This is a genomic window from Streptomyces huasconensis, assembly GCF_021028635.1.
In the GTDB taxonomy this organism is placed as follows: domain Bacteria; phylum Actinomycetota; class Actinomycetes; order Streptomycetales; family Streptomycetaceae; genus Streptomyces; species Streptomyces huasconensis.
The window spans coordinates 2,790,459-2,811,115 of record NZ_CP086119.1 but is presented as its reverse complement, the minus strand read 5'-3'; the positions used below and the strand labels follow the sequence as shown (position 1 = coordinate 2,811,115).

14 protein-coding genes and 1 pseudogene are annotated in these 20,657 nt (G+C 73.0%); 9 read left to right on the top strand and 6 right to left on the bottom strand.

Features of this window, described 5'->3' with window-relative positions; translation table 11 throughout:
• Nucleotides 1-55 precede the first annotated feature (55 nt).
• Nucleotides 56-1,543, bottom strand: coding sequence for a PucR family transcriptional regulator (locus J2N69_RS12580; RefSeq protein WP_230900826.1), 1,488 nt, complete (start codon nucleotides 1,541-1,543; stop codon nucleotides 56-58).
• Between the two features lie 160 nt (nucleotides 1,544-1,703).
• On the opposite strand from J2N69_RS12580, the gene J2N69_RS12575 reads away from it, so the two are divergent.
• The 7 genes from J2N69_RS12575 (at nucleotide 1,704) to J2N69_RS12545 (ending at nucleotide 12,993) form a co-directional block, all read left to right on the top strand.
• Nucleotides 1,704-3,158, top strand: a complete 1,455-nt coding sequence (locus tag J2N69_RS12575) for a sodium:solute symporter family protein (RefSeq protein ID WP_127912186.1) — start codon at nucleotides 1,704-1,706, stop codon at nucleotides 3,156-3,158.
• A 78-nt stretch (nucleotides 3,159-3,236) separates the two neighbouring features.
• A complete protein-coding gene (gene speB / locus J2N69_RS12570) occupies nucleotides 3,237-4,238 on the top strand; it encodes an agmatinase (RefSeq protein WP_127912185.1) in 1,002 nt (333 codons plus the stop codon).
• A gap of 130 nt (nucleotides 4,239-4,368) precedes the next feature.
• On the top strand, nucleotides 4,369-6,063 hold the full coding sequence (locus tag J2N69_RS12565) for a thiamine pyrophosphate-binding protein (protein WP_230900825.1): 1,695 nt from the start codon (nucleotides 4,369-4,371) through the stop codon (nucleotides 6,061-6,063).
• Nucleotides 6,064-6,222: 159 nt separating this feature from the next.
• A complete protein-coding gene (locus J2N69_RS12560; protein ID WP_230904697.1) occupies nucleotides 6,223-7,122 on the top strand; it encodes a serine hydrolase in 900 nt (299 codons plus the stop codon).
• A gap of 88 nt (nucleotides 7,123-7,210) precedes the next feature.
• Complete coding sequence (locus J2N69_RS12555) at nucleotides 7,211-10,924, top strand: ABC transporter ATP-binding protein (RefSeq protein WP_230900824.1); 3,714 nt, start codon at nucleotides 7,211-7,213, stop codon at nucleotides 10,922-10,924.
• A 123-nt stretch (nucleotides 10,925-11,047) separates the two neighbouring features.
• Nucleotides 11,048-11,461, top strand: coding sequence for a hypothetical protein (locus J2N69_RS12550; RefSeq protein ID WP_408056716.1), 414 nt, complete (start codon nucleotides 11,048-11,050; stop codon nucleotides 11,459-11,461).
• Nucleotides 11,462-11,550: 89 nt separating this feature from the next.
• Entirely contained in the window at nucleotides 11,551-12,993 is a 1,443-nt protein-coding gene (locus J2N69_RS12545; protein WP_230900823.1) for an alpha/beta hydrolase family protein, read from the top strand.
• 39 nt (nucleotides 12,994-13,032) lie between these two features.
• Here the strand turns inward: J2N69_RS12545 and J2N69_RS12540 are convergent, their stop codons facing one another.
• Both J2N69_RS12540 and J2N69_RS12535 read right to left on the bottom strand, forming a co-directional pair.
• The gene (locus tag J2N69_RS12540; protein ID WP_408056889.1) at nucleotides 13,033-14,814 is read right to left on the bottom strand and encodes a glycoside hydrolase family 3 protein; all 1,782 of its coding nucleotides are present in this window, start codon (nucleotides 14,812-14,814) and stop codon (nucleotides 13,033-13,035) included.
• 255 nt (nucleotides 14,815-15,069) lie between these two features.
• Nucleotides 15,070-15,966, bottom strand: coding sequence for a LysR family transcriptional regulator (locus J2N69_RS12535; RefSeq protein ID WP_230904695.1), 897 nt, complete (start codon nucleotides 15,964-15,966; stop codon nucleotides 15,070-15,072).
• Nucleotides 15,967-16,069: 103 nt separating this feature from the next.
• Here J2N69_RS12535 and J2N69_RS12530 point away from each other — a divergent pair, with 103 nt between their 5' ends.
• Nucleotides 16,070-17,086: an EamA family transporter gene (locus J2N69_RS12530; protein WP_230900821.1), complete on the top strand. Its 1,017-nt coding sequence runs from the start codon at nucleotides 16,070-16,072 to the stop codon at nucleotides 17,084-17,086.
• On the opposite strand, the pseudogene J2N69_RS12525 reads toward J2N69_RS12530, so the two are convergent.
• The 3 genes and pseudogenes from J2N69_RS12525 to J2N69_RS12515 form a co-directional block, all read right to left on the bottom strand.
• Nucleotides 17,061-17,753 (bottom strand): annotated as a pseudogene (locus J2N69_RS12525) (sugar phosphate isomerase/epimerase family protein); the annotation flags it as partial. The gene J2N69_RS12530 and the pseudogene J2N69_RS12525 sit on opposite strands and share 26 nt — an antisense overlap.
• Before the next feature lie 48 nt (nucleotides 17,754-17,801).
• On the bottom strand, nucleotides 17,802-18,374 hold the full coding sequence (locus J2N69_RS12520; RefSeq protein WP_230900820.1) for a Uma2 family endonuclease: 573 nt from the start codon (nucleotides 18,372-18,374) through the stop codon (nucleotides 17,802-17,804).
• Nucleotides 18,375-18,456: 82 nt separating this feature from the next.
• A complete protein-coding gene (locus J2N69_RS12515) occupies nucleotides 18,457-19,056 on the bottom strand; it encodes a LysE family translocator (RefSeq protein ID WP_230900819.1) in 600 nt (199 codons plus the stop codon).
• 28 nt (nucleotides 19,057-19,084) lie between these two features.
• Here J2N69_RS12515 and pdxR point away from each other — a divergent pair, with 28 nt between their 5' ends.
• Nucleotides 19,085-20,623, top strand: coding sequence for a MocR-like pyridoxine biosynthesis transcription factor PdxR (gene pdxR, locus J2N69_RS12510; RefSeq protein ID WP_230900818.1), 1,539 nt, complete (start codon nucleotides 19,085-19,087; stop codon nucleotides 20,621-20,623).
• Nucleotides 20,624-20,657 lie beyond the last annotated feature (34 nt).

Here is a 20,657-nt window from a genome sequence, read left to right as displayed (position 1 = left end):
GGCCACGGGGTGCGGCTGACCGCACCGCTGCTCCGCAAGGCCTCTCGCCCAGGCGTCAGCGGTCCGCGTTCAGGGCGAACCACAGCTCCATGCGTACGTCCGGATCGTCCAGGTCCGCGTCCAGCAGTGCCGCGCAGCGTGTGATCCGCTGGCGGACGGTGTTGCGGTGGACGGAGAGGGCGACCGCCGTGCGGTCCCAGCTGCCGTGCAGGGAGAGCCAGGTGCGCAGGGTCTCCCGCAAGGTGGTGTTCTCGCCCAGGGGAGCGAGCAGCACGCGCGCGTGGGCGGCGGCTTCCTCGGGGGCGACCAGCGCGGCGAGGCCGTTCGCGTGGTGGCGCACGAGGGGGCGGCGCGTGGCCTCCGCGCGGCGCAGGGCGCGGGCCGCCTGGGCGTCGGCCGCCGCAAGACCGGCCGGGGCGGCGGGGGCGGAGACACCCAGGAGCCAGCCCTCCACCGGGGCGAGTGCGCGGTCGGCGGGGACGAGCAGGCGGACGACCTCCTCGCCCGGGTCGACCAGGCCCGTGCCGAGCGCCGCGGCGAGCGCGGGCGCGGCCAGCGGGGTGCGCTCCCCGCGCGCGTGGACGACGGTCCACATGTCGCTGCCCAGGAGAAGCCCGGTTTCTTCGGGGGCGGCCCCCAGGAGCAGCCGTACGAGCGCCGCCGAGCGGGCCGCTTCGGAGGCGCCCTGGTGTTCACCGGTGAGCAAGGAGAGGAGCACCACCGCCGCTCCCGCGATCGTGTGGTCGCCCGGTGCGCGGCCCTCCGTGGCGACGCCGAGCGCGAAGCCGCGGCCGCCGCCGAGCGCGTACGCGGCGAGGTGCGTGGTCCCGGCGGTGTCGGCGGCGGACGCCGGGGCGGCGGGCGTGGCGCGCCGTACGACCCCGGTCAGCTCCCGCAGGCCCTCCCGGGCCCCCTGCCGCGCGCGTCCCTCGGCCTGCAGCTCCGTGCCGTCCGGCCCGTACAGCGCCGCGAGCCCGCCGAGCCGCGCCGCGAGCTGGCGCAGGACGGCCGGGACGGGGTCGGGCCGCGCGGCGGCCGTCGCCAGGCCCTGCTGCGCCTCCGCGACCCGGCGCAGCTCCATGTGCCGGGCCTCGCTCATCAGCCGCCACACGGCGCGGGCGACGCCGCTGAACGTGGTCTGCGGCGGCACCTCCAGGAGGGGCAGGCCGTGCCGCTCGCAGGCCGCCACCAGGGCCGCGGGCACGGTGTCGTGGACCGGCGCGACACCGAAGCCGAGGGCCGCGCCGCCCGCCGCGACGATGCGGGTCACGTAGTGGTCGAGGTGAGACTGTGCCCCCTCATGGCCGGTGATGTGGACGCCCGCCGTGAGCAGCAGTTCGCCTCCGAGGAGGTACGGGTACGGGTCCGCCATCTCCGAGGTGTGCACCCACTGCACGGCCGTGCCCGCCGCGTCCGGGCCCGCGATCTGCCGCAGGCCCAGCTCCTCGCGGGCCAGCAGCGCGGCGAGCGGGACCGGCGGGGTCGGGGGCGCCGCGGGGCCCCGGGAGCCGGTGAGGTCGGCCATGGTGGGCGTTCCATCCATCTCGGTCACGGTAAGTGGAAGAAACGTACACTTCAGGGTTGCTTTCCGGCCACCTAGGGTCGTGCCGACCGCAGGCCGCGGGTACGGGCGGATGTCCCCGCGGCGGTCCTCACCCCATCTGCACGACACGCCACCGAGGTGCGCGAAGGAGGCCCCCCTTATGGCCGTCGACTACACAGTGATCGTCGTCTATCTCGCCGGGATGCTGGCGATGGGCTGGTGGGGGATGCGCCGCGCCAAGTCCAAGAGCGAGTTCCTGGTCGCCGGGCGCCGCCTCGGGCCGTGGATGTACTCCGGGACCATGGCCGCCATCGTCCTCGGCGGGGCGTCCACCATCGGCGGTGTCGGCCTCGGCTATCAGTACGGGCTCTCGGGCGCCTGGATGGTCTTCACCATCGGCCTCGGGCTCCTCGCGCTCAGCGTGTTCTTCTCGGCCCGCATCGCGCGCCTGAAGGTCTACACCGTCTCCGAAATGCTGGACCTGCGCTACGGAGGGCGCGCGGGCGTCATCTCCGGAGTGGTCATGTGGGCGTACACGCTGATGCTCGCGGTCACCTCGACCATCGCGTACGCCACCATTTTCGACGTCCTGTTCGACATGAACCGCACGCTCGCGATCATCCTGGGCGGCTCGATCGTCGTCGCCTACTCGACGCTCGGCGGCATGTGGTCCATCACCCTCACCGACATGGTGCAGTTCGTGGTGAAGACCATCGGCGTGCTCCTGCTGCTCCTGCCCATCGCCGTCGTCAAGGCGGGCGGGTTCGGCGAGATGCGGGCGAAGCTGCCCACCGAGTACTTCGACCCGCTGGGCATCGGCGGCGAGACGATCTTCACGTACGTGCTGATCTACACCTTCGGCATGCTCATCGGGCAGGACATCTGGCAGCGCGTCTTCACCGCGCGCAGCGACAAGGTGGCCCGCTACGGCGGCACCGTCGCCGGTACCTACTGTCTCGTCTACGCGATCGCGGGCGCCGTCATCGGCACCGCCGCCAAGGTCATGTACCCGAAGCTGCCGAGCGCCGACGCCGCCTTCGCGACCATCGTCAAGGACGAACTGCCCATGGGCGTACGGGGACTTGTCCTGGCCGCCGCCCTCGCCGCCGTCATGTCGACGTCCTCCGGAGCGCTCATCGCCTGCGCGACCGTCGCCAACAACGACATCTGGTCGCGCCTGCGGGGAGCGGCCGCCCCGGAGAGCGAGGGGCACGACGAGGTCAAGGGCAACCGCGCCTTCATCCTCATCATGGGCGTCGCCGTGATCGTCATCGCCATCGCGCTCAACGACGTCGTCGAGGCGCTGACCGTCGCCTACAACCTGCTCGTCGGCGGCCTGCTCGTGCCGATCCTCGGCGGCCTGCTGTGGCGCCGCGGCACCGCGCCCGGCGCGCTCGCCGCCGTCGCCGCCGGCGGGCTGTCCGTGATCGGGCTCATGTGGGGGTACGGCATCCTCGCCACCGAGCCGGTCTACTACGGCCTGCTGACCTCGCTCGCCGTGTACGTCGTCGTCTCCCTCGCCACCCGCCCGACCGACGCGGCCGTGCTCGCCGCCTGGCGCGAACGCCTCGCCGGGCGGGACGCCACGGAACCGCGGGCTCCGGCGGCCGTCTAGATCTTCGCGCGGCCCATTGTCAGTGGGGCGCGCGACACTTGAAACGCAGTACTCGCACCAGCAGGAGGAACACCGACCATGAGCAGCGCCGAGAACCCGACGACCCCCCGCGGCCCCGTCGACTCCTCCCGCATCCCCCGGTACGCGGGCCCGGCGACGTACGCGCGACTGCCGCGGCTCGACGAGGTGGGCGGCAAGACCGACGTCGCCGTGGTCGGTGTGCCCTTCGACTCCGGTGTCTCCTACCGCCCCGGCGCCCGCTTCGGCGGCAACGCGATCCGTGAGGCCTCCCGCCTCCTGCGCCCCTACAACCCCGCGCAGGACGCCTCCCCCTTCGCGCTCGCGCAGGTCGCGGACGCCGGCGACATCTCCGCCAACCCGTTCAACATCAACGAGGCCGTGGAGACCATCGAGGCCGCCGCCGACGACCTCCTCGGCTCCGGCGCCCGCATGATGACCCTCGGCGGCGACCACACCATCGCGCTGCCGCTGCTGCGTTCCGTGGCCAAGAAGCACGGCCCGGTCGCGCTGCTGCACTTCGACGCCCACCTGGACACCTGGGACACGTACTTCGGCGCCGAGTACACGCACGGCACGCCGTTCCGCCGTGCCGTGGAGGAGGGCATCCTCGACACCGAGGCGCTCTCCCACGTCGGCACGCGCGGCCCGCTGTACGGCAAGAAGGACCTCACCGACGACGAGAAGATGGGCTTCGGCATCGTCACCTCGGCGGACATCTACCGCCGCGGCGCCGACGAGGTCGCCGACCAGCTGCGCCAGCGCATCGGCGACCGCCCGCTGTACATCTCCATCGACATCGACTGCCTCGACCCGGCCCACGCGCCCGGCACCGGCACCCCCGAGGCGGGCGGCATGACCTCCCGCGAGCTGCTGGAGATCCTGCGGGGCCTCGCCTCCTGCAATCTCGTCTCGGCGGACGTCGTCGAGGTCGCCCCGGCCTACGACCACGCGGAGATCACCGCGGTCGCCGCCTCCCACACGGCGTACGAACTGACGACGATCATGAGCAGGCAGATAGCCGCCGGCCGCGCCTCCGGCGGGGAGCAGACCGCGAAGTAACCCGCGCCGCGAGGCCGTCGGACACCGTGGCACGCCGGGCCGTGCGCGGCCCGGCGGCCCCAACGCCCGGCCGAACGCCTCCGGGAACCCCCGCCGGGCCGTGGCCCGGGCGAGAAGGAGAAGACGCCGCATGACCCACGACCACGACCTGGTGCTGCGCCCCACGCCGCGCCAGACGGAGGCCGCCCTGAACCCGCCCCCGGGGCGCAACGGCGGCGACCTCGTCGTCGAGACCCTCGCCGGCCTCGGCGCCACCACCGTCTTCGGCCTCCCGGGCCAGCACGCGCTCGGCATGTTCGACGCGCTGCGCCGCTCGTCGCTGTCATACGTGGGCCTGCGCGTCGAGAACAACACCGGGTTCGCCGCGGACGCGTACGGCCGGATCACCGGTGAGGTGGCCCCGCTGCTGCTGTCCACCGGGCCCGGCGCGCTGACCTCGCTCGCCGCGCTCCAGGAGGCGGCGGCCGGTTCGTCGCCGGTCCTCGCCATCGCCAGTCAGGTGCCGGTGGCGGGGCTCGGCGGCGGCCGGCACGGCTATCTGCACGAGCTGCGCGACCAGCAGGCGTCCTTCCGCGACATCGTGAAGTCGGTCCACACGGTCCGCACGGCCTCCCAGATCCCGTCGGCGATCGCCGCGGCCTGGGAGTCCGCGCTGACCGCGCCGCACGGCCCGGTCTGGGTGGAGATCCCCCAGGACGTGCTGCTCGCGGGGACGACGCTGCCGGTCGTCACGGCCATGGACGCCACGCCCGACGAGGTCGTGCCCCGCCCCGAGCTGACGGCCGTCGCCGCCGACCTGCTCACGCGCGCGGAGCGGCCGGCGATCATCGCGGGCGGTGGTGTCGTACGGTCGGACGCCTCCGGCAAGCTCCTCGCGCTGGCGGAGCTGGTGAACGCCCCGGTGGTCACCACCTTCGGCGGCAAGGGCGCCTTCCCCTGGGAGCACCCGCTGTCCCTCCAGTCCTGGCTGGAGGACCGCCACACCACCGACTTCCTGGAGGACGCGGACGTCCTGCTCGTCGTCGGCTCGGGCCTCGGTGAACTGTCCTCGAACTACCACACGTTCAAGCCGCGCGGCCGGGTCATCCAGATCGAGGCGGACGCGGGGAAGCTGGAGTCCAACCACCCCGGGCTCGGCATCCACGCGGACGCGCGGCTCGCGCTGTCGGCCCTCCTGGAGACGATCGACGCGCCCCGCGAGGACCCGTCGGCGCCCGAGCGGGTGGCGGCGGTTCTGGCCAGGGTCCGCGAGCGGATCGCCGCGCAGGACCTCACGCTGGAACAGCAGGTCCTCGCCTCCGTGCGCGAGGCGCTGCCGGACGCGGCACCGTCCTTCTGGGACATGACGATCCTCGCCTACTGGGCGTGGTCGGCGTTCGACGCGCGGCGCCCCAACACGATGCACTCGGCGCAGGGCGCGGGCGGCCTCGGCTACGGCTTCCCGGCCGCGCTCGGCGCGGCCGTCGCCGACCCCTCACAGCCGGTCCTCGCCGTCTCGGGCGACGGCGGCGCGATGTACTCGATCGCGGAGCTGGCCACCGCGCGGCAGTACGGGCTGAACGTGACGTGGCTGATCGTCGACGACGGCGGCTACGGCATCCTGCGCGAGTACATGTCCGACGCCTTCGGCGAGGCCACCGGCACGGAGCTGGCCCGCCCGGACTTCGTGGCGCTCGCGGAGTCCTTCGGGGTGCCGGGCGTACGGACGACCCCGGAGACGCTCCGGGACGACCTCGCGAAGGCGCTGGCCGAGCCGGGGCCTTCCGTGGTGGTGCTCCCGGCGGTGCTGCGGATGTTCGCGCCCACGCATCTTGCCGGGGGCTGACCCCCTCCGTACAACCATCCCCGCCCCCGGCGAGTCATCTGTGGCGAGCGCGCCGGGGGCGCGCTTGTGCGGGCCCACGGGGGACCCCGTACGGATCAAGGGGATGGGAAACACTTCATGACGCACCACCCGGTGTCCGGGATATCCCGGCGCGCCCGCATGCTCTCCGCCGGGCTCGCCGCAGGCGTCCTCGTGCCGCTCGGCGCCGTCGCGGGGGCCGCGCCCGCCGTCGCCGCGCCCGCGCCGACCGTCAGCTGCACCTCCGCGCAGGCCGGCCTGGCCGCCAAGCTCACCAAGGACATCACCGCCGCGCTGAAGAACCGCAAGGGCACCGTCGCGGTCGGGCTGTACGACCGCACCACGAAGACGACCTGCACGCTGCGCTCGACCACCTCGTTCGACTCGGCCAGCGTCGTCAAGGCGACCGTCCTCGCCACGCTCCTGTGGGACGCGAAGAAGACCGACCGGAAGCTGACCGAGCGCGAGTCGGACCTCGCGCACGCCATGATCACCACGTCGGACAACGCGGCGACCAGCACGCTCTGGCGCCAGCTCGGCACCGCCAAGATCAAGGCCTTCCTCCAGGCCGCCAAGATGACGAAGACCGTGCCGGGAGCCGACGGCTACTGGGGCCTGACCCGGATCAACGCGGCCGACGAGCAGAAGCTCCTCGCGCTGTTCACCGCCAAGAACTCCGTCCTGAGCGACAACGCGCGCGCCTACATCCTGAAGCTGATGGGCAAGGTCGTCTCCTCGCAGCGCTGGGGCACCCCGGCGGGCGCGCCCTCGGGCGTCGCCATACACGTCAAGAACGGCTGGCTCCAGCGGTCGACGCACGGCTGGCGTGTGCACAGCATCGGCGCGTTCAAGGGCGGCGGCCACGACTACACGATCTCCGTGCTCACGCACGGCAACAGCACCATGAACTACGGGGTCGCCACCATCCAGGGCGTCGCCAAGGCCATCCACAAGGACCTGACGCCCCAGACCCCGGCCGCGCAGCGCTACGTCCCCACGGACACGCCGCGTGAGGCGTTCGTGGCGGTGCCCGGCAGCTGACGGCGGCGCCGTCTTTGTTGCGGCGGGATGAAATCCGCGTCCCGCCGCGTTGGGCCTCTCGGCAGGTCAGGTCTACGGGAGGCAGCACGTGACAGAGCAACGGGGATGGGCGCGGCGACTCACCGGATACGCCTGGCGGTATCCGAAGGACGTCGTGCTCGCGCTCGGCTCCTCGCTCGCCGGCATGGCCGTCATGGCCGTCGTCCCCCTGATCACCAAGGTGATCATCGATGACGTCATCGGGGAGGACGGCCAGGGCGGCGGCCGCTCCATGGGCCCCTGGGCGGGCGCGCTCATCGGCGCCGCCCTCCTCGTCTACGTCTTCACCTACATCCGCCGCTACTACGGCGGCCGACTCGCCCTCGACGTCCAGCACGACCTGCGCACCGAGATGTACGGGACGATCACCCGGCTCGACGGGCGGCGCCAGGACGAGCTGTCCACCGGGCAGGTCGTCGGCCGCGCCACCAGCGACCTCCAGCTGATCCAGGGCCTGCTCTTCATGCTGCCGATGACCATCGGCAACATCCTGCTCTTCGTGATCTCGCTGGGGATCATGGCCTGGCTCTCGCTGCCGCTCACCCTGGTCGCGCTCGCCGTCGCCCCCGCCCTGTGGTTCATCGCCCGCCGCTCCCGCACCCGCCTGCACCCCGCCACCTGGTACGCGCAGGCCCAGGCCGCCGCCGTCGCCGGAGTGGTCGACGGCGCCGTCAGCGGCGTACGCGTGGTGAAGGGCTTCGGGCAGGAGGACCAGGAGACCGGGAAGCTGCGGGAGGTCGGCCGCAAGCTCTTCGCGGGCCGGATGCGGACCATCCGCCTCAACTCCCGCTACACCCCCGCCCTCCAGGCCGTCCCCATGCTCGGCCAGGTCGCCATGCTGGCCCTCGGCGGCTGGCTCGCCGTGCGCGGGGAGATCACGCTCGGCACGTTCGTCGCCTTCTCCACCTACCTCGCGCAGCTCGTCGGCCCGGTGCGGATGCTCGCCATGGTCCTCACCGTCGGGCAGCAGGCCCGGGCGGGCGTCGAGCGCGTGCTTGAGCTGATCGACACCGAGCCGAGCATGAGTGACGGGACCAAGGAGCTGCCCGCCGACGCCCCGGCCACCGTCGAGTTCGACGACGTCGCCTTCGCGTACGAGGACGACCGCCCCGTGCTCGACGGGCTGACCTTCCAGATAGCCCCCGGCGAGACCCTCGCCGTCGTCGGCTCCTCCGGCAGCGGCAAGTCCACCGTCTCGCTGCTGCTGCCCCGCTTCTACGACGTGACGCACGGCGCCGTCCTCATCGGCGGCCACGACGTGCGCGAGCTGACGCTCGACTCCCTGCGCTCCGCCATCGGTCTCGTGCCCGAGGACTCCTTCCTCTTCTCCGACACGGTCCGCGCCAACATCGCGTACGGCCGTCCCGAGGCCACCCAGGAGCAGATCGAGGCCGCCGCGCGCGCCGCTCAGGCCGACCGGTTCATATCCGAGCTGCCCGAGGGGTACGACACCACGGTCGGCGAGCACGGACTGACCCTCTCCGGCGGCCAGCGCCAGCGCATCGCCCTCGCCCGCGCCATCCTCACCGACCCCCGCCTGCTCGTCCTCGACGACGCCACCTCGGCGGTGGACGCGCGCGTGGAGCACGAGATCCACGAGGCGCTGCGCGGCGTCATGGCGGGCCGGACCACCCTCCTCATCGCGCACCGCCGCTCTACCCTCAACCTCGCCGACCGCACCGCCGTCCTCGACGGCGGCCGCCTCGCCGACATCGGCACCCACGAGGAGCTGGAGGAGCGCTCCGCCCTCTACCGGCGCCTGCTCACCGACCCCGACGAGCTGGGCGGCGTCTCGCCCGGCCACGCGCTGCGGGCCGACGTGCCCGAGGACACCTCCGTACGCGACGAACTGGACGCCGAGTTCGACGCGGAGCGCGGCATCACGCCCGCCCTGTGGACCGGCGACCGCGAACCCCGGGACACCGCGCTGTCCGGAATGCCGTCCACGCCCGAGCTGCTCGCGCAGGTCGACGCGCTGCCCCCGGCCGACGACAAGCCCGGCGTCGACGAGGCGCGGGCCGTGCGCCCCGAGGAGTCGTACGGCCTGCGCAGGCTGCTCGGCGGCTTCGGGCTGCCGCTGCTGCTGAGCCTGCTCCTGGTGGCCGTCGACGCGGGCATGGGCCTGCTGCTGCCCGTCCTGATCCGGCACGGCATCGACGAGGGCGTCAACCAGCTCGCGCTGGGTGCCGTCTGGGCCGCCTCCGGGCTCGCGCTCGCCGCCGTCGCCGTGCAGTGGACGGCGCAGACCGGCGAGATGCGCATGACGGGACGGACCGGCGAGCGGGTCCTGTACGCGCTGCGGCTGAAGATCTTCGCGCAGCTCCAGCGGCTAGGGCTCGACTACTACGAGCGGGAGCTGACCGGGCGCATCATGACCCGGATGACCACGGATGTGGACGCGCTGTCCACGTTCCTCCAGACCGGCCTGGTCACCGCCTTCGTCTCCGTCGTCACGTTCTTCGGCATCATGGTGGCGCTGCTCGTCATCGACGTGGAGCTGGCGCTGGTCGTCTTCGCCACGCTGCCGGTGCTGATCGTCGGCACGTACTTCTTCCGCAAGTCGAGCGTGAAGGCGTACGAACTGGCGCGCGAGCGCGTGTCGGCCGTCAACGCCGACCTCCAGGAGTCCGTCGCCGGGCTGCGCATCGTGCAGGCGTTCCGGCGCGAGCGCTCCGGTGCCGAGCGGTTCGCCCGCAACAGCGACAGCTACCGCCAGGCCCGCATCCGCGGCCAGTGGCTGATCTCGGTCTACTTCCCGTTCGTGCAGTTCCTGTCGTCCGCCGCCGTCGTCGCCGTACTGATCGTCGGCGCGGGCCGTGTCCAGGCGGGCACGCTGACCACCGGCGCGCTCGTCGCCTACCTCCTCTACATCGACCTGTTCTTCGCGCCCGTCCAGCAGCTCTCTCAGGTCTTCGACGGCTACCAGCAGGCCACCGTCTCGCTCGGCCGCATCCAGGAGCTGCTCCAGGAGCCGACGTCGACCAAGGCCGCCGAGGAGCCGCTGGACGTCCTCTCGCTGCGCGGCGAGATCGCCTTCGAGGACGTGCGGTTCGCCTACAACGGCGAGGAGGAGGCCCTCGCCGACGTGCGGCTGCGCATCCCGGCCGGGCAGACCGTCGCCTTCGTCGGCGAGACCGGCGCGGGCAAGTCGACGCTGGTCAAGCTCGTCGCCCGCTTCTACGACCCCACCGGCGGGCGGGTGACGGTGGACGGCACCGACCTGCGCGATTTGGACCTCACCGCCTACCGCCACCGGCTCGGCGTCGTGCCGCAGGAGGCCTACCTCTTCGCGGGCACCGTCCGCGACGCCATCGCCTATGGCCGGCCCGACGCCACCGACGCCGAGGTCGAGGCCGCCGCCCGCGCGGTCGGCGCGCACGACATGATCGCCACCCTCGACGGCGGCTACCTCCACGAGGTCACCGAGCGCGGCCGCAACCTCTCCGCCGGTCAGCGCCAGCTCATCGCGCTCGCCCGCGCCGAGCTGGTCGACCCCGACATCCTGCTCCTCGACGAGGCGACCGCCGCGCTCGACCTCGCCACCGAGGCGCAGGTCAACCACGCCACCGACCGCATCGCGGGCCGGCGCACCACGCTGGTCGTCGCCCACCGCCTCACCACCGCCGCCCGCGCCGACCGCGTCGTCGTCATGGACCAGGGGCGCGTCGCGGAGGACGGCACGCACGAGGAACTGCTCGCGCGCGGCGGGCGGTACGCCGAGCTGTGGCGGACGTTCGTGGGCGAGCCGGTGGAGATCGCCTGAGCCGCGGCGCGAGCGGGACCGGGCGGGGCGGGGCAGAAAAACCGGGGGTCGCCGCAACCGTGGGGGCGGTGGGCTGCGTCCGTACATCAGTACGTTGATGCCGCAGGGGCAGGAGGGGAACACGTGAGCAGTGGTCGCGGCCGTGGCCGGATACGACGGCGGCTGACGCTCGGCGCCGCCGGGCTCGCCGCCGCCGTCCTGCTCGCCCTCGCCGGCCCCGGCGTCGGCGCCGCCCACGCCCTCGCCCTCGGGGGCCCGTGCGTCGGCCACAAGGTCCGCACGCTGGCCTTCAGCACCGGCAAGGTCGAGGTCTTCAAGACCCGCGGCTACGTCTGCGCCGTGACCACCGCCAAGCGCGCCGGCGCCCGCAAGACCATGTCCGTCAGCGTCCAGGCGCGCGGCAGCCGCCCCGTGCGCGACAAGGGGCGCTACGCCCGGCGCGCGGGCCCCGTGACGGTCCACGCCGGCCACCGGTGCGTGCGCGTGACGGGGTCGGTCTCGGGGCGCGGGGTCAGTACGGGCTGGATTCTCTGCTGACGTCCGCAGTTGCCGCATAACTCCCCCTGGTGTGGGTCCAGTCGCTCCGTTAGGTTCCGGGGCGTTGCTGTGTCGACAGGGGAGGGTGCATGCGCAAGGTGCTCAGATGGCTGTTGTCGCTCGTGGTGCTGATAGGCACGGCGGGCACGGCCGGAGCGACGACGGCCGGAGCGGCCACGACCGGAGCCGCCACGGCCGCGGAACCGGCCGCCACCGGGACGACGGACATCAAGGACAGGCTGCTCGCCATACCCGGCATGAGCCTCATCGAGGAGAAGCCCTACCCCGGCTACCGCTTCTTCGTCCTGAACTACACCCAGCCGGTCGACCACCGCCGCCCCTCCAAGGGCACGTTCAAGCAGCGCCTGACGGTCCTGCACAAGGACACCAGCCGCCCCACGGTCTACTACACCAGCGGCTACAGCGTCTCCACGAACCCCAGCCGCCGCGAGCCCACGCAGATCGTCGACGGCAACCAGGTCTCCATGGAGTACCGCTTCTTCACGCCCTCGCGCCCCGAGCCCGCCGACTGGTCGAAGCTCGACATCTGGCAGGCGGCCACCGACCAGCACCGCATCTACCGGGCCCTCAAGCCCATCTACGGCAAGAAGTGGCTGGCCACCGGCATCTCGAAGGGCGGCATGACCGCCACGTACTACGAGCGCTTCTACCCGCGCGACATGGCCGGCATCGTCTCCTACGTCGCGCCCAACGACGTCGTCGACAAGGAGGACTCCGCCTACGACACGTTCCTCGCGAACGTCGGCACCAAGGAGTGCCGCGAGCGCATCCAGGCCGTGCAGCGCGAGGCGCTGGTGCGCAGGGAACCGCTGTCGCGCAAGCTCGCCGCGTACGCGGAGGCGGAGGGCCACACCTTCACGACCGTCGGCACGCTGGACAAGGCGTTCGAGGCCGTCGTCATGGACCTGGTCTGGGGCTTCTGGCAGTACCAGCCCGCCGCCACCGCCTGCGGCACCATCCCCGACGCGGCCACCATGACCGACCAGGCCCTCTTCGACTACGTCGACTCGGTGGGCGGCTGGTCCTCGTACACCGACAAGGGCCTCGCGCCCTACACGCCGTACTACTACCAGGCGGGCACCGAACTCGGCGCGCCCACCATCCGCCAGCCCTGGCTCGGCGCCCTGAGCCGCTACGGCTACCAGCCGCCCCGCGCCTTCGTGCCGCGCGACATCCCCATGCGGTTCACGCCGCACGCGATGCGGGACATCGACACCTGGGTGCGGCACAACGCCCACCGGATGATGTACGTCTACGGCGAGTACGACCCGTACGGCGCCGAGCAGTTCCGTCCCGCGCGGGGAGCCAAGCACGACAGCCACGTCTTCACGGCGCCCGGCGCGAACCACGGCGCGACCGTCTCGCAGCTCGTCCCCGACGAGAAGGCGAAGGCCACGCAGCGCATCCAGGCGTGGGCCGGGGTCGCCTCACCCACGGGCAAGCCGCTCGCCCCGTACGACGCGAAGCTCGACCGGCGGGACGTGAAGAAGGAGCAGACGCTGCGGCCGTGAGGTCTGCGGCGCCCCGCGGTGCGCGGGCCGGCGTACGGCTCAGTACGTCAGCCCGTGGCCGATCGGGTACAGCACCCGCGCCGGGTCGTCCGCCCGCCGCACCGGCACCGGCAGCCGGCCGCGGGGGGCGGCGCGGCCCGCGATCACCCGGGCGGCGGCGCGCAGTGCGACGTCCGTCCAGCAGTACGCGGCGAGCGCGGCGTCGACGGCGGGGAGCCGGGCCACGTCGTAGGGGTTGCGGACGGCGAGGGTGATCACGGGGACGCCGGTGGCCTTCAGGGCGGCGACCAGGGCGCTCTGGCCGTCCTCGGCCGCCGGGGTGTCCTGGGTGGCGGGGCCCGTGTCCAAGGCGGTGTTGGCGGCCTGGGTGTTGTCGCGGGCCGTGGTGGTGTGCGTCGCGACGTTGTACGTCGTCACGAGCACCGCGTCCTTGCCCCGCGCCGCCGCCACGGCCCTGTCCACCGCCGTGGCGTCCGGGGCGGTGCCCGTGGACAGGGCGGTGGCCGTGAAGCCGAGGCCGGTGAGGGCGTCGGCGAGGACCGCGGTCGGCGGGCCCGTCGTACCGGACGGCGAACGGGGGTCGGCGCCGACCACCAGCACGTCGCGATGCGTGTCGGGCGAGAGCGGCAGCAGACCCCCGGGGTTCTCCAGGAGCGTGGTCGTCGCCTCGGCGATGCGGTCGGCGGCGGCGCGATGGGCGGGGGAGCCCACCACGGAGTCCACCGCGGTGGCCGCGGCGGCCGCCGTGTTGGGCGCGGTGCCGTCCTCGGGCAGCAGCCCTACCCGCGCCTTCATGCGCAGCACCCGCAGAACCGATTCCTCGATCCGCTCCTCCGTCAGCTCGCCCTCCCCGACGGCCCGGAGCACCGCGTCCCACGCGACCTGCGGCCGCGGCGGATTGAGCAGCTGGTCCACGCCCGCCTTGAGCGCCAGTACGGCCACGCGGTCGTCGCCGTACTTCGTGCGGACCCCGCGCATCGCCAGCGAGTCCGTGGCGACCACGCCGTCGTAGCCCAGCTCCTCGCGCAGGATGCCCGTCACGATGGGGTACGAGAGTGTCGCCGGGTCGCCCGACGGGTCCAGGGCGGGCACCACGATGTGCGCGGTCATCACGGAGTCCACGCCCGCGGCGATCGCGGCCCGGAACGGCGGCGCGTCGAAACGGTCCCACTCCTCGCGGGTGTGGTGGATGTGCGGCAGCTCGGTGTGGCTGTCGTCCGTGGTGTCGCCGTGCCCCGGGAAGTGCTTGGCCGCGGTCGCGATGCCCGCGCTCCGGTAGCCCTCGACCTGCGCGGCCACGAAGCCCGCGACGGCTTCCGGGTCCGCGCCGAAGGAGCGTACGCCGATGACGGGGTTGGCCGGGTCGATGTTCACGTCGGCGTCCGGGGCGTGGTCCTGGCGGATGCCGAGGGCGTGCAGCTCGGTCCCGGCGATCCGGGCCGCCTCGCGCGCGTGTTCGTGCGAACCAGAGGCGCCCAGGGCCATCGCGCCCGGCAGCAGCGTCGCGGGGGCGCCGACGCGGGCCACGGCGCCGTGCTCCTGGTCCACGGAGATCAGCACGGGCACGCCGGAGGGCAGGGCCTTCGCCGCGGCCTCCTGGATGCCGCGGGAGAGCGCGGCGATCTGGTGCGGGGAGCGGGTGTTGTGGGCCCAGCCGAAGTAGATGACGCCGCCGAGGCGGTAGCGGGCGATGAGTTCGGCGGCGTCGCGGACGCCGAGCTCTCTGAGGTTGGTGTCGACGTCCTCCGGGTCGGGGTCGGTGGCCGTGTGCCCGTAGACGTGCATCACGAAGAGCTGGCCGACCTTCTCCTCCAGGGACATCTTGGAGATCAGGCCGAGGAGCCGGTCGTCGTCGGGGCCGTCGTCGGGGCCGTCGTCGGGCTGGGGCACGGGTGCTCCTGGTGGGGCCGGAGGAAACTTTCGGGGGTTCACGGATATCCCGAGGATTTCCACCGGTCAAGGAGGGGCGGGGCGCGGGGAGGGCTCGGCGGCGGACTCTTCGGGACGGTTCGGCTGCCGGATGTCGGGCGGGTGGGTGGGAGAGGCCCTTGCGGCACCCGAAGCCACGGGGCACCGTCACTCCGCCCAGCGCGCCCGCAGCACCCGTACCGTCTCCGTGATGGCCGGCCGCCGCGCCGCCCCCGCGCGCCACAGCGCGTACAGCCGCCGCACCGGCACCGGATCGAGCCGGACGGTGACCGCGCCGTCCGGGATCGGGCCGCGCCCCAGCCGCGGCACGAGCGCGATGCCGAGCCCCGCCGCGACGAGCGCGACCAGCGTCGGGTTCTCCTCCGCCTGGTGGGCGATGTCGGGCTCGCAGCCCGCCTCCCGCAGGGTCCGCACCAGCCACTCGTGGCAGACGAGCCCCGGCGGCTGCGTGATCCACCGCTCGTCCTTCAACTCCGCGCGCCGCACCGACGTACGCCCCGCGAGCCGGTGCCCCTCCGGGACGACGAGGTCGCAGAAGTCGTCCCCGATGACGGCCTGTTCGACGCCGGGCGGAGTCGGCAGCGGCGCGATGTCCCAGTCGTGGACGACGGCCACGTCGACCGCGCCCTTGGCGACCAGGTCGATGGAAAGATGCGGGTCGATCTCCGACATACGGGCGTCGAGCGCCGGATGACGCCGGGCCAGCTCCGCGAGCGCCCCCGGCAGCAGCCCGCGTGCCGCCGAGGCGAACGCCGCGATGGTCAGCCGCCCCGCGGGCACCCCGCGCCGCTCCTCCAGCTCCGTCTCGGCGCGCTCCATGATGGCCATCAACTGCCGCGCCGTATCGGCGAGATGGAGCGCCTCCTCGGTGAGCGCCACACCCCGGCCACGACGTTCGAGGAGGGTGGTGCGCGTCTCCCGCTCCAGCTTCGCGATCTGCTGGGAGACGGCGGACGGGGTGTAGCCGAACGCGGTGGCGGCGGCGCCCACGGTGCCGTGCACGGAGACGGCGTGCAGGGCACGGAGCCGGGCGAGATCGAGCACGAGGGCCTCCCGTTTCATCGGCACCATTCATTAGCAGTGCTTCATCCCATCATGCAGAAATCCGTGCTGGTCCTACACGGTCGGGCCGGGTGATCCTCGACGCATGCGACCCGCTCATGTCTGCCTGGCCGTCCTCGTCACCGCCGTCTGGGGCGTCAACTTCGTCGTGATCGAAGTGGGTCTCGACCACTTCCCGCCGCTGCTGTTCTCCGCCCTGCGCTTCCTGGTGGCCGCGCTGCCCGCCGTCTTCTTCGTGGGGCGGCCGAAGGTGGCCTGGAAGTGGGTGGTGGCGGTCGGACTCGTCCTCGGCGTGGTCAAGTTCGGGCTGCTCTTCATCGGCATGGACGCGGGGATGCCCGCGGGCCTGTCGTCCCTGGTGCTCCAGATCCAGGCCGTCTTCACCGCCCTCTTCGCCTTCGTGGCGCTCGGCGAACGGCCGGGCCGGGTCCGCGTGACGGGCATGGTGATCGCCCTCGCGGGCATCGCGGTCGCCGCCGTCGACGAGGGGGAGACGGGGCCGCTCACCGCCTTCGCGCTGCTGATCGGCGCCGCGGCCTGCTGGGGCGTCTCCAACGTCCTGACCCGCAAGGCGTCCCCGCCCGACGCCCTGAACTTCATGGTGTGGGTGAGCACCGTCCCCGTACTGCCGCTGCTCGGGCTCTCCCTGCTGTGGGAGGGGCCGTCGAGGGACCTGGCGGCGCTGCGCTCCCTCGACTGGCCGGGCGCGGGCATCATCGTCTACGTCGCCTGGATCACCACGGTCTTCGGCTTCGGCGCCTGGGGCTACCTGCTGCGCCGCCACCCGGCGTCCACCGTCGCCCCGTTCTCCCTGCTCGTCCCGGTCTTCGGGGTGTCCGGCGCGGCCCTGGTGCTCGGCGAGTCGGTGAGCGCCCTGAGGTGGTGCGCGGCCGCCCTGCTGGTGGGCGGCGTCGCGCTGACCTCGTTCTCGAAGGGGACAACCGAGACGTCCGTGAAGGGCGGTGGCCTCAGCCGGAGCGGGACACGAGGCGTGACAGGAAGTCACGCCCCGGGCCGAGGAGTTGAGCCAGCGGCGCTGCCTGCTCGTACCACCGCTTCTCGTACTCCCAGCACAGCCAGCCGTCCCAGCCCTCCGCGCTGAGCACGTCCACGCACTCGGCGAGCGGCAGGGCGCCGGCCCCGAGCGCGAGCGGCGTCGTGTCGTCCGCCGAGGCGATGTCCTTCACCTGGACGTAGCCGAGGTAGGGGGAGAGCGCGGCGAAGGTGTCGGCGGGGGACTCGCCGCCGAGCCAGGTGTGCATCACGTCCCACAGGGCGCCGACCTGGAGGTGCCCGACCGTGCCGAGGACGCGGGTGACGTCGGCGCCGGTGCGGTGCGAGTCGTGGGTCTCGACGAGGATGCGTACGCCGGCGTCGGCGGCGTACCGTGCGGCGGTGCCGAGCCGCCGCGCGGCCGTCGCGTCGGCCTCCGCCTCGTCCTGGTCCTGGCCGCCGCCGGGGAAGACGCGGACGAAGGGGGCGCCGAGGTCACGGGCGAGCCCGACGAGGGAGTTCAGCTCGTCGAGGACGGGTTCGTCGTCACCGGGGGCCGCCACGCGCGCGTACCCCGCGACGGTGAGGATCTCGACGCCGGCGGCCTTGAACTCGGCGGCCACGTCGGCCCGCTCGACGAGCCCGAGCCCGGGGTGCACCGGCTCCTCGGGGTGCGCGCGCAGTTCGACGCCCTGATAGCCGTGTTCGGTGGCGAGGCGCAGCACGTCGGGGATGGGCAGACCGGGCACACCGAGGGTGGAGAAGGCGAATTTCATGGTCCCGACAGTAGGCGCGGCCATGTGCCCGCGGTCAAGCCCGCCCCCTCAGCCGAGGTCACCGGCCTTCGGAAAGCCCTCCGTCTTGACGGTGATCTCCCGCCCGGCGAGCGGCAGGACGAGGTCCGCGCCGAACGGGACCTCCGTCTCGTCCTCGTACGCCCCGGTCCGGGTGGGGCGGCGGTGGACGGTGCAGATCCCGGCCTCGGGGTCGATCACCACGTAGACGGGGATGCCGCACTCGGCGTACAGGCGGACCTTCTTGGCGAAGTCGTTGTCCCGGCTGCTCTCCGAGACGACTTCGAGCACCGCTTCGAGGCTGTGCCATTCGAAGCGGCCACGGCTGTTGCGCTCCGCGCCGGGCGCGATGACCGCCAGGTCCGGCGCGTAACCGTACTGACTGGACGGGAAGTCGATCATGACGTCCGAGAGGATGTCACCGCGGGCGGCGAGCTGCTGCTTGATCTGAGGGGCGGCCTCAAGGATGACTTTCCACCGGTATTCGCCTTGCGGCGTCATGATGATCTTCCCCTCGGTGATCTCGACGCGGTAGCCGCGGGGGAGGTTGACGCCGTCCAGTACGTCCCAGGCGCTAGGTGCATCCATGACCATGACTGCCATATGAGCCTCCTTTTCCCGGTGATGTCAACGACATCCGGACCTCCAGGGACACGGCGGTACGCAGCAGGCGCAGCGCAGCTGCTCAGAGGAACGCCAGCCGCGCCCCCAGCGCCGCGAACGCCACCGCGAAGGTGCGCCGCATCCAGCTCACCACCCGCGGGCGTGAGATCACGTGACTCCGCATCGCCGCCGCGAAGCGCCCGTACGCCACGAAGGCCGCGAACGTGATCAGCATGAAGTACGCGCTCAGCTCCGTCATGCGCAAGAACGCGTAGGGCTCGTCGGTGCTCACGAACTGCGGCAGGAACGCGAAGAAGAACAGGGTCAGCTTCGGATTGAGGATGTTGATCAGCACGCCCGTCAGGATCGTGCGGCCCGCCGAACGCGGCTCGCTCTCCCGTTCGGCGGTCAGCTCGCTCTTGTCCCGCAGCGTGCTCCACGCCATGTACAACAGGTAGGCCACGCCCAGGTACTTGAGGGTCTGGAAGGCGACCGCGCTGGCGTTCAGCAGCGCCGCGAGGCCGGTGATCGCGGCCACCATGTGCGGGACGACGCCCAGCGTGCAGCCGACGGCCGCGATCACCGCGGCCCGCGTGCCGCGGGAGAGGCCCGCCGCGATCGTGAACAGGACGCCGGTGCCGGGCGTCACACAGACGACGAGGGAGGTGAGGAGGAATTCCATGCCTCGACCCTGTCGCCACAATGGCTCCATGAACAGGTCCAATGGATCTTCTCCCGACTGGTCCATAACTCGGGGCGGCCAGAGTGGGCCGACCGCGCGGGCCGGAGTCACCGAGGCTGCCGCCACCTCCGACTTCCTCCAGCTCGACCCCCGCGAGGCGCCGAGAGGCGGCCTCGGCGACTGGCTGGCGCGGCGGGTCAGGGAGGCCATCGCGGACGGCCGCCTCACCACCGGCAGCCGGCTCCCCGCCACCCGCACCCTCGCTGCCGAACTCGGCGTCTCGCGCGGCGTCGTCACCGAGGCCTACCGTCGGCTCACCGAGGACGGCCACGTGGCGGGGCGGGGCCGGGGCGGCACCGTCGTCGTCGCCGTACCGCCACCACCACCGCCTCGGCCGGCGGCCGCCCGCGCGGCCTCCGCGGCCCCCACGAGCCGCCCCGACCTCTTCACCGCCCCGCCCGACCTCGGCGTCTTCGACGCCCTGCGCGCCGCCCCCGCCCGCGTCGACCTCGCCCCGGGGCTGCCGGACCTCGCCGCCTTCCCGCGCGCGGCCTGGCTGCGCGCCGAGCGCGCCGTGCTCGCCGGGCTGACACCCTCCGACTTCGGGTACGGAGATCCGCGCGGCACCCCGGCCCTGCGCGCCGCCGTCACGCGCTGGCTCTCCCTGAACCGCGGGATCGTCGCCGACCCGGACGACGTGATGATCGTCAACGGCACGGCCCAGGCCCTGCGGCTGCTCGTCGACGTACTGCGCGCCGAGGGGATCACGGACGTCGCGGTCGAGGAGCCGGGATCACTCGGCGTGCGCCAGCACCTGCGCCCGCTCGGCACCCCGCCCGTCCCGGTCGACGCCCACGGCGTCCGCGTCGACGCGCTGCGCGCCACCGGCGCCCGGGCCGTCCTGCTCACACCCGCCCACCAGTTCCCCACCGGCGTGGTCCTCGGCGGCGGTCGGCGGCGCGAGCTGATGGACTGGGCCCGCGACGGCGGCCTCGTCATCGAGGACGACTACGACGCCGAGCACCGCTACGACCGCCCCGCCGTCCCCGCCCTGCGCGCCCAGCTCCCCGAACACGTCTGCTACGCGGGCAGCGTCTCCAAGCTCCTCGCGCCCGCCCTGCGCCTGGGCTGGCTGCTCGCGCCGCCCGCGTACCGGGCGGCGCTGGTGGACGCCAAGCGCCTGATCGACCTCGGCAACGCGGCCCTGCCGCAGCTCGTCCTCGCCCACCTCATGGCCTCCGGCGACCTGGAACGCCATCTGCGGCTCATCCGCAGGCACCACCGCAGGCGCAGGGACGCGATGATCGGCGCGATCCGCACGTATCTGCCGGGGGCGGTCGTGCACGGCGCGGCGGCCGGGCTGCACCTGATGATCACCCTGGACGCACGGACGTACGAGGGCTCCGACGCCGATCTCGCCACCGCCGCCCTGGCCCACGGCGTCAAGGTCCACCCCCTCTCCTGGCACACCCAGCTCCCGCACCGGCCGGGCCTGGTCCTCGGCTACGCGGCCGGCAGCCCGACGCAGATCGTGGAGGGGGTGAAGGTGATCGGGGGACTGGTGTGAGCCGAGGGGCCCGAGCCGATGAGCCCGAGCCGAG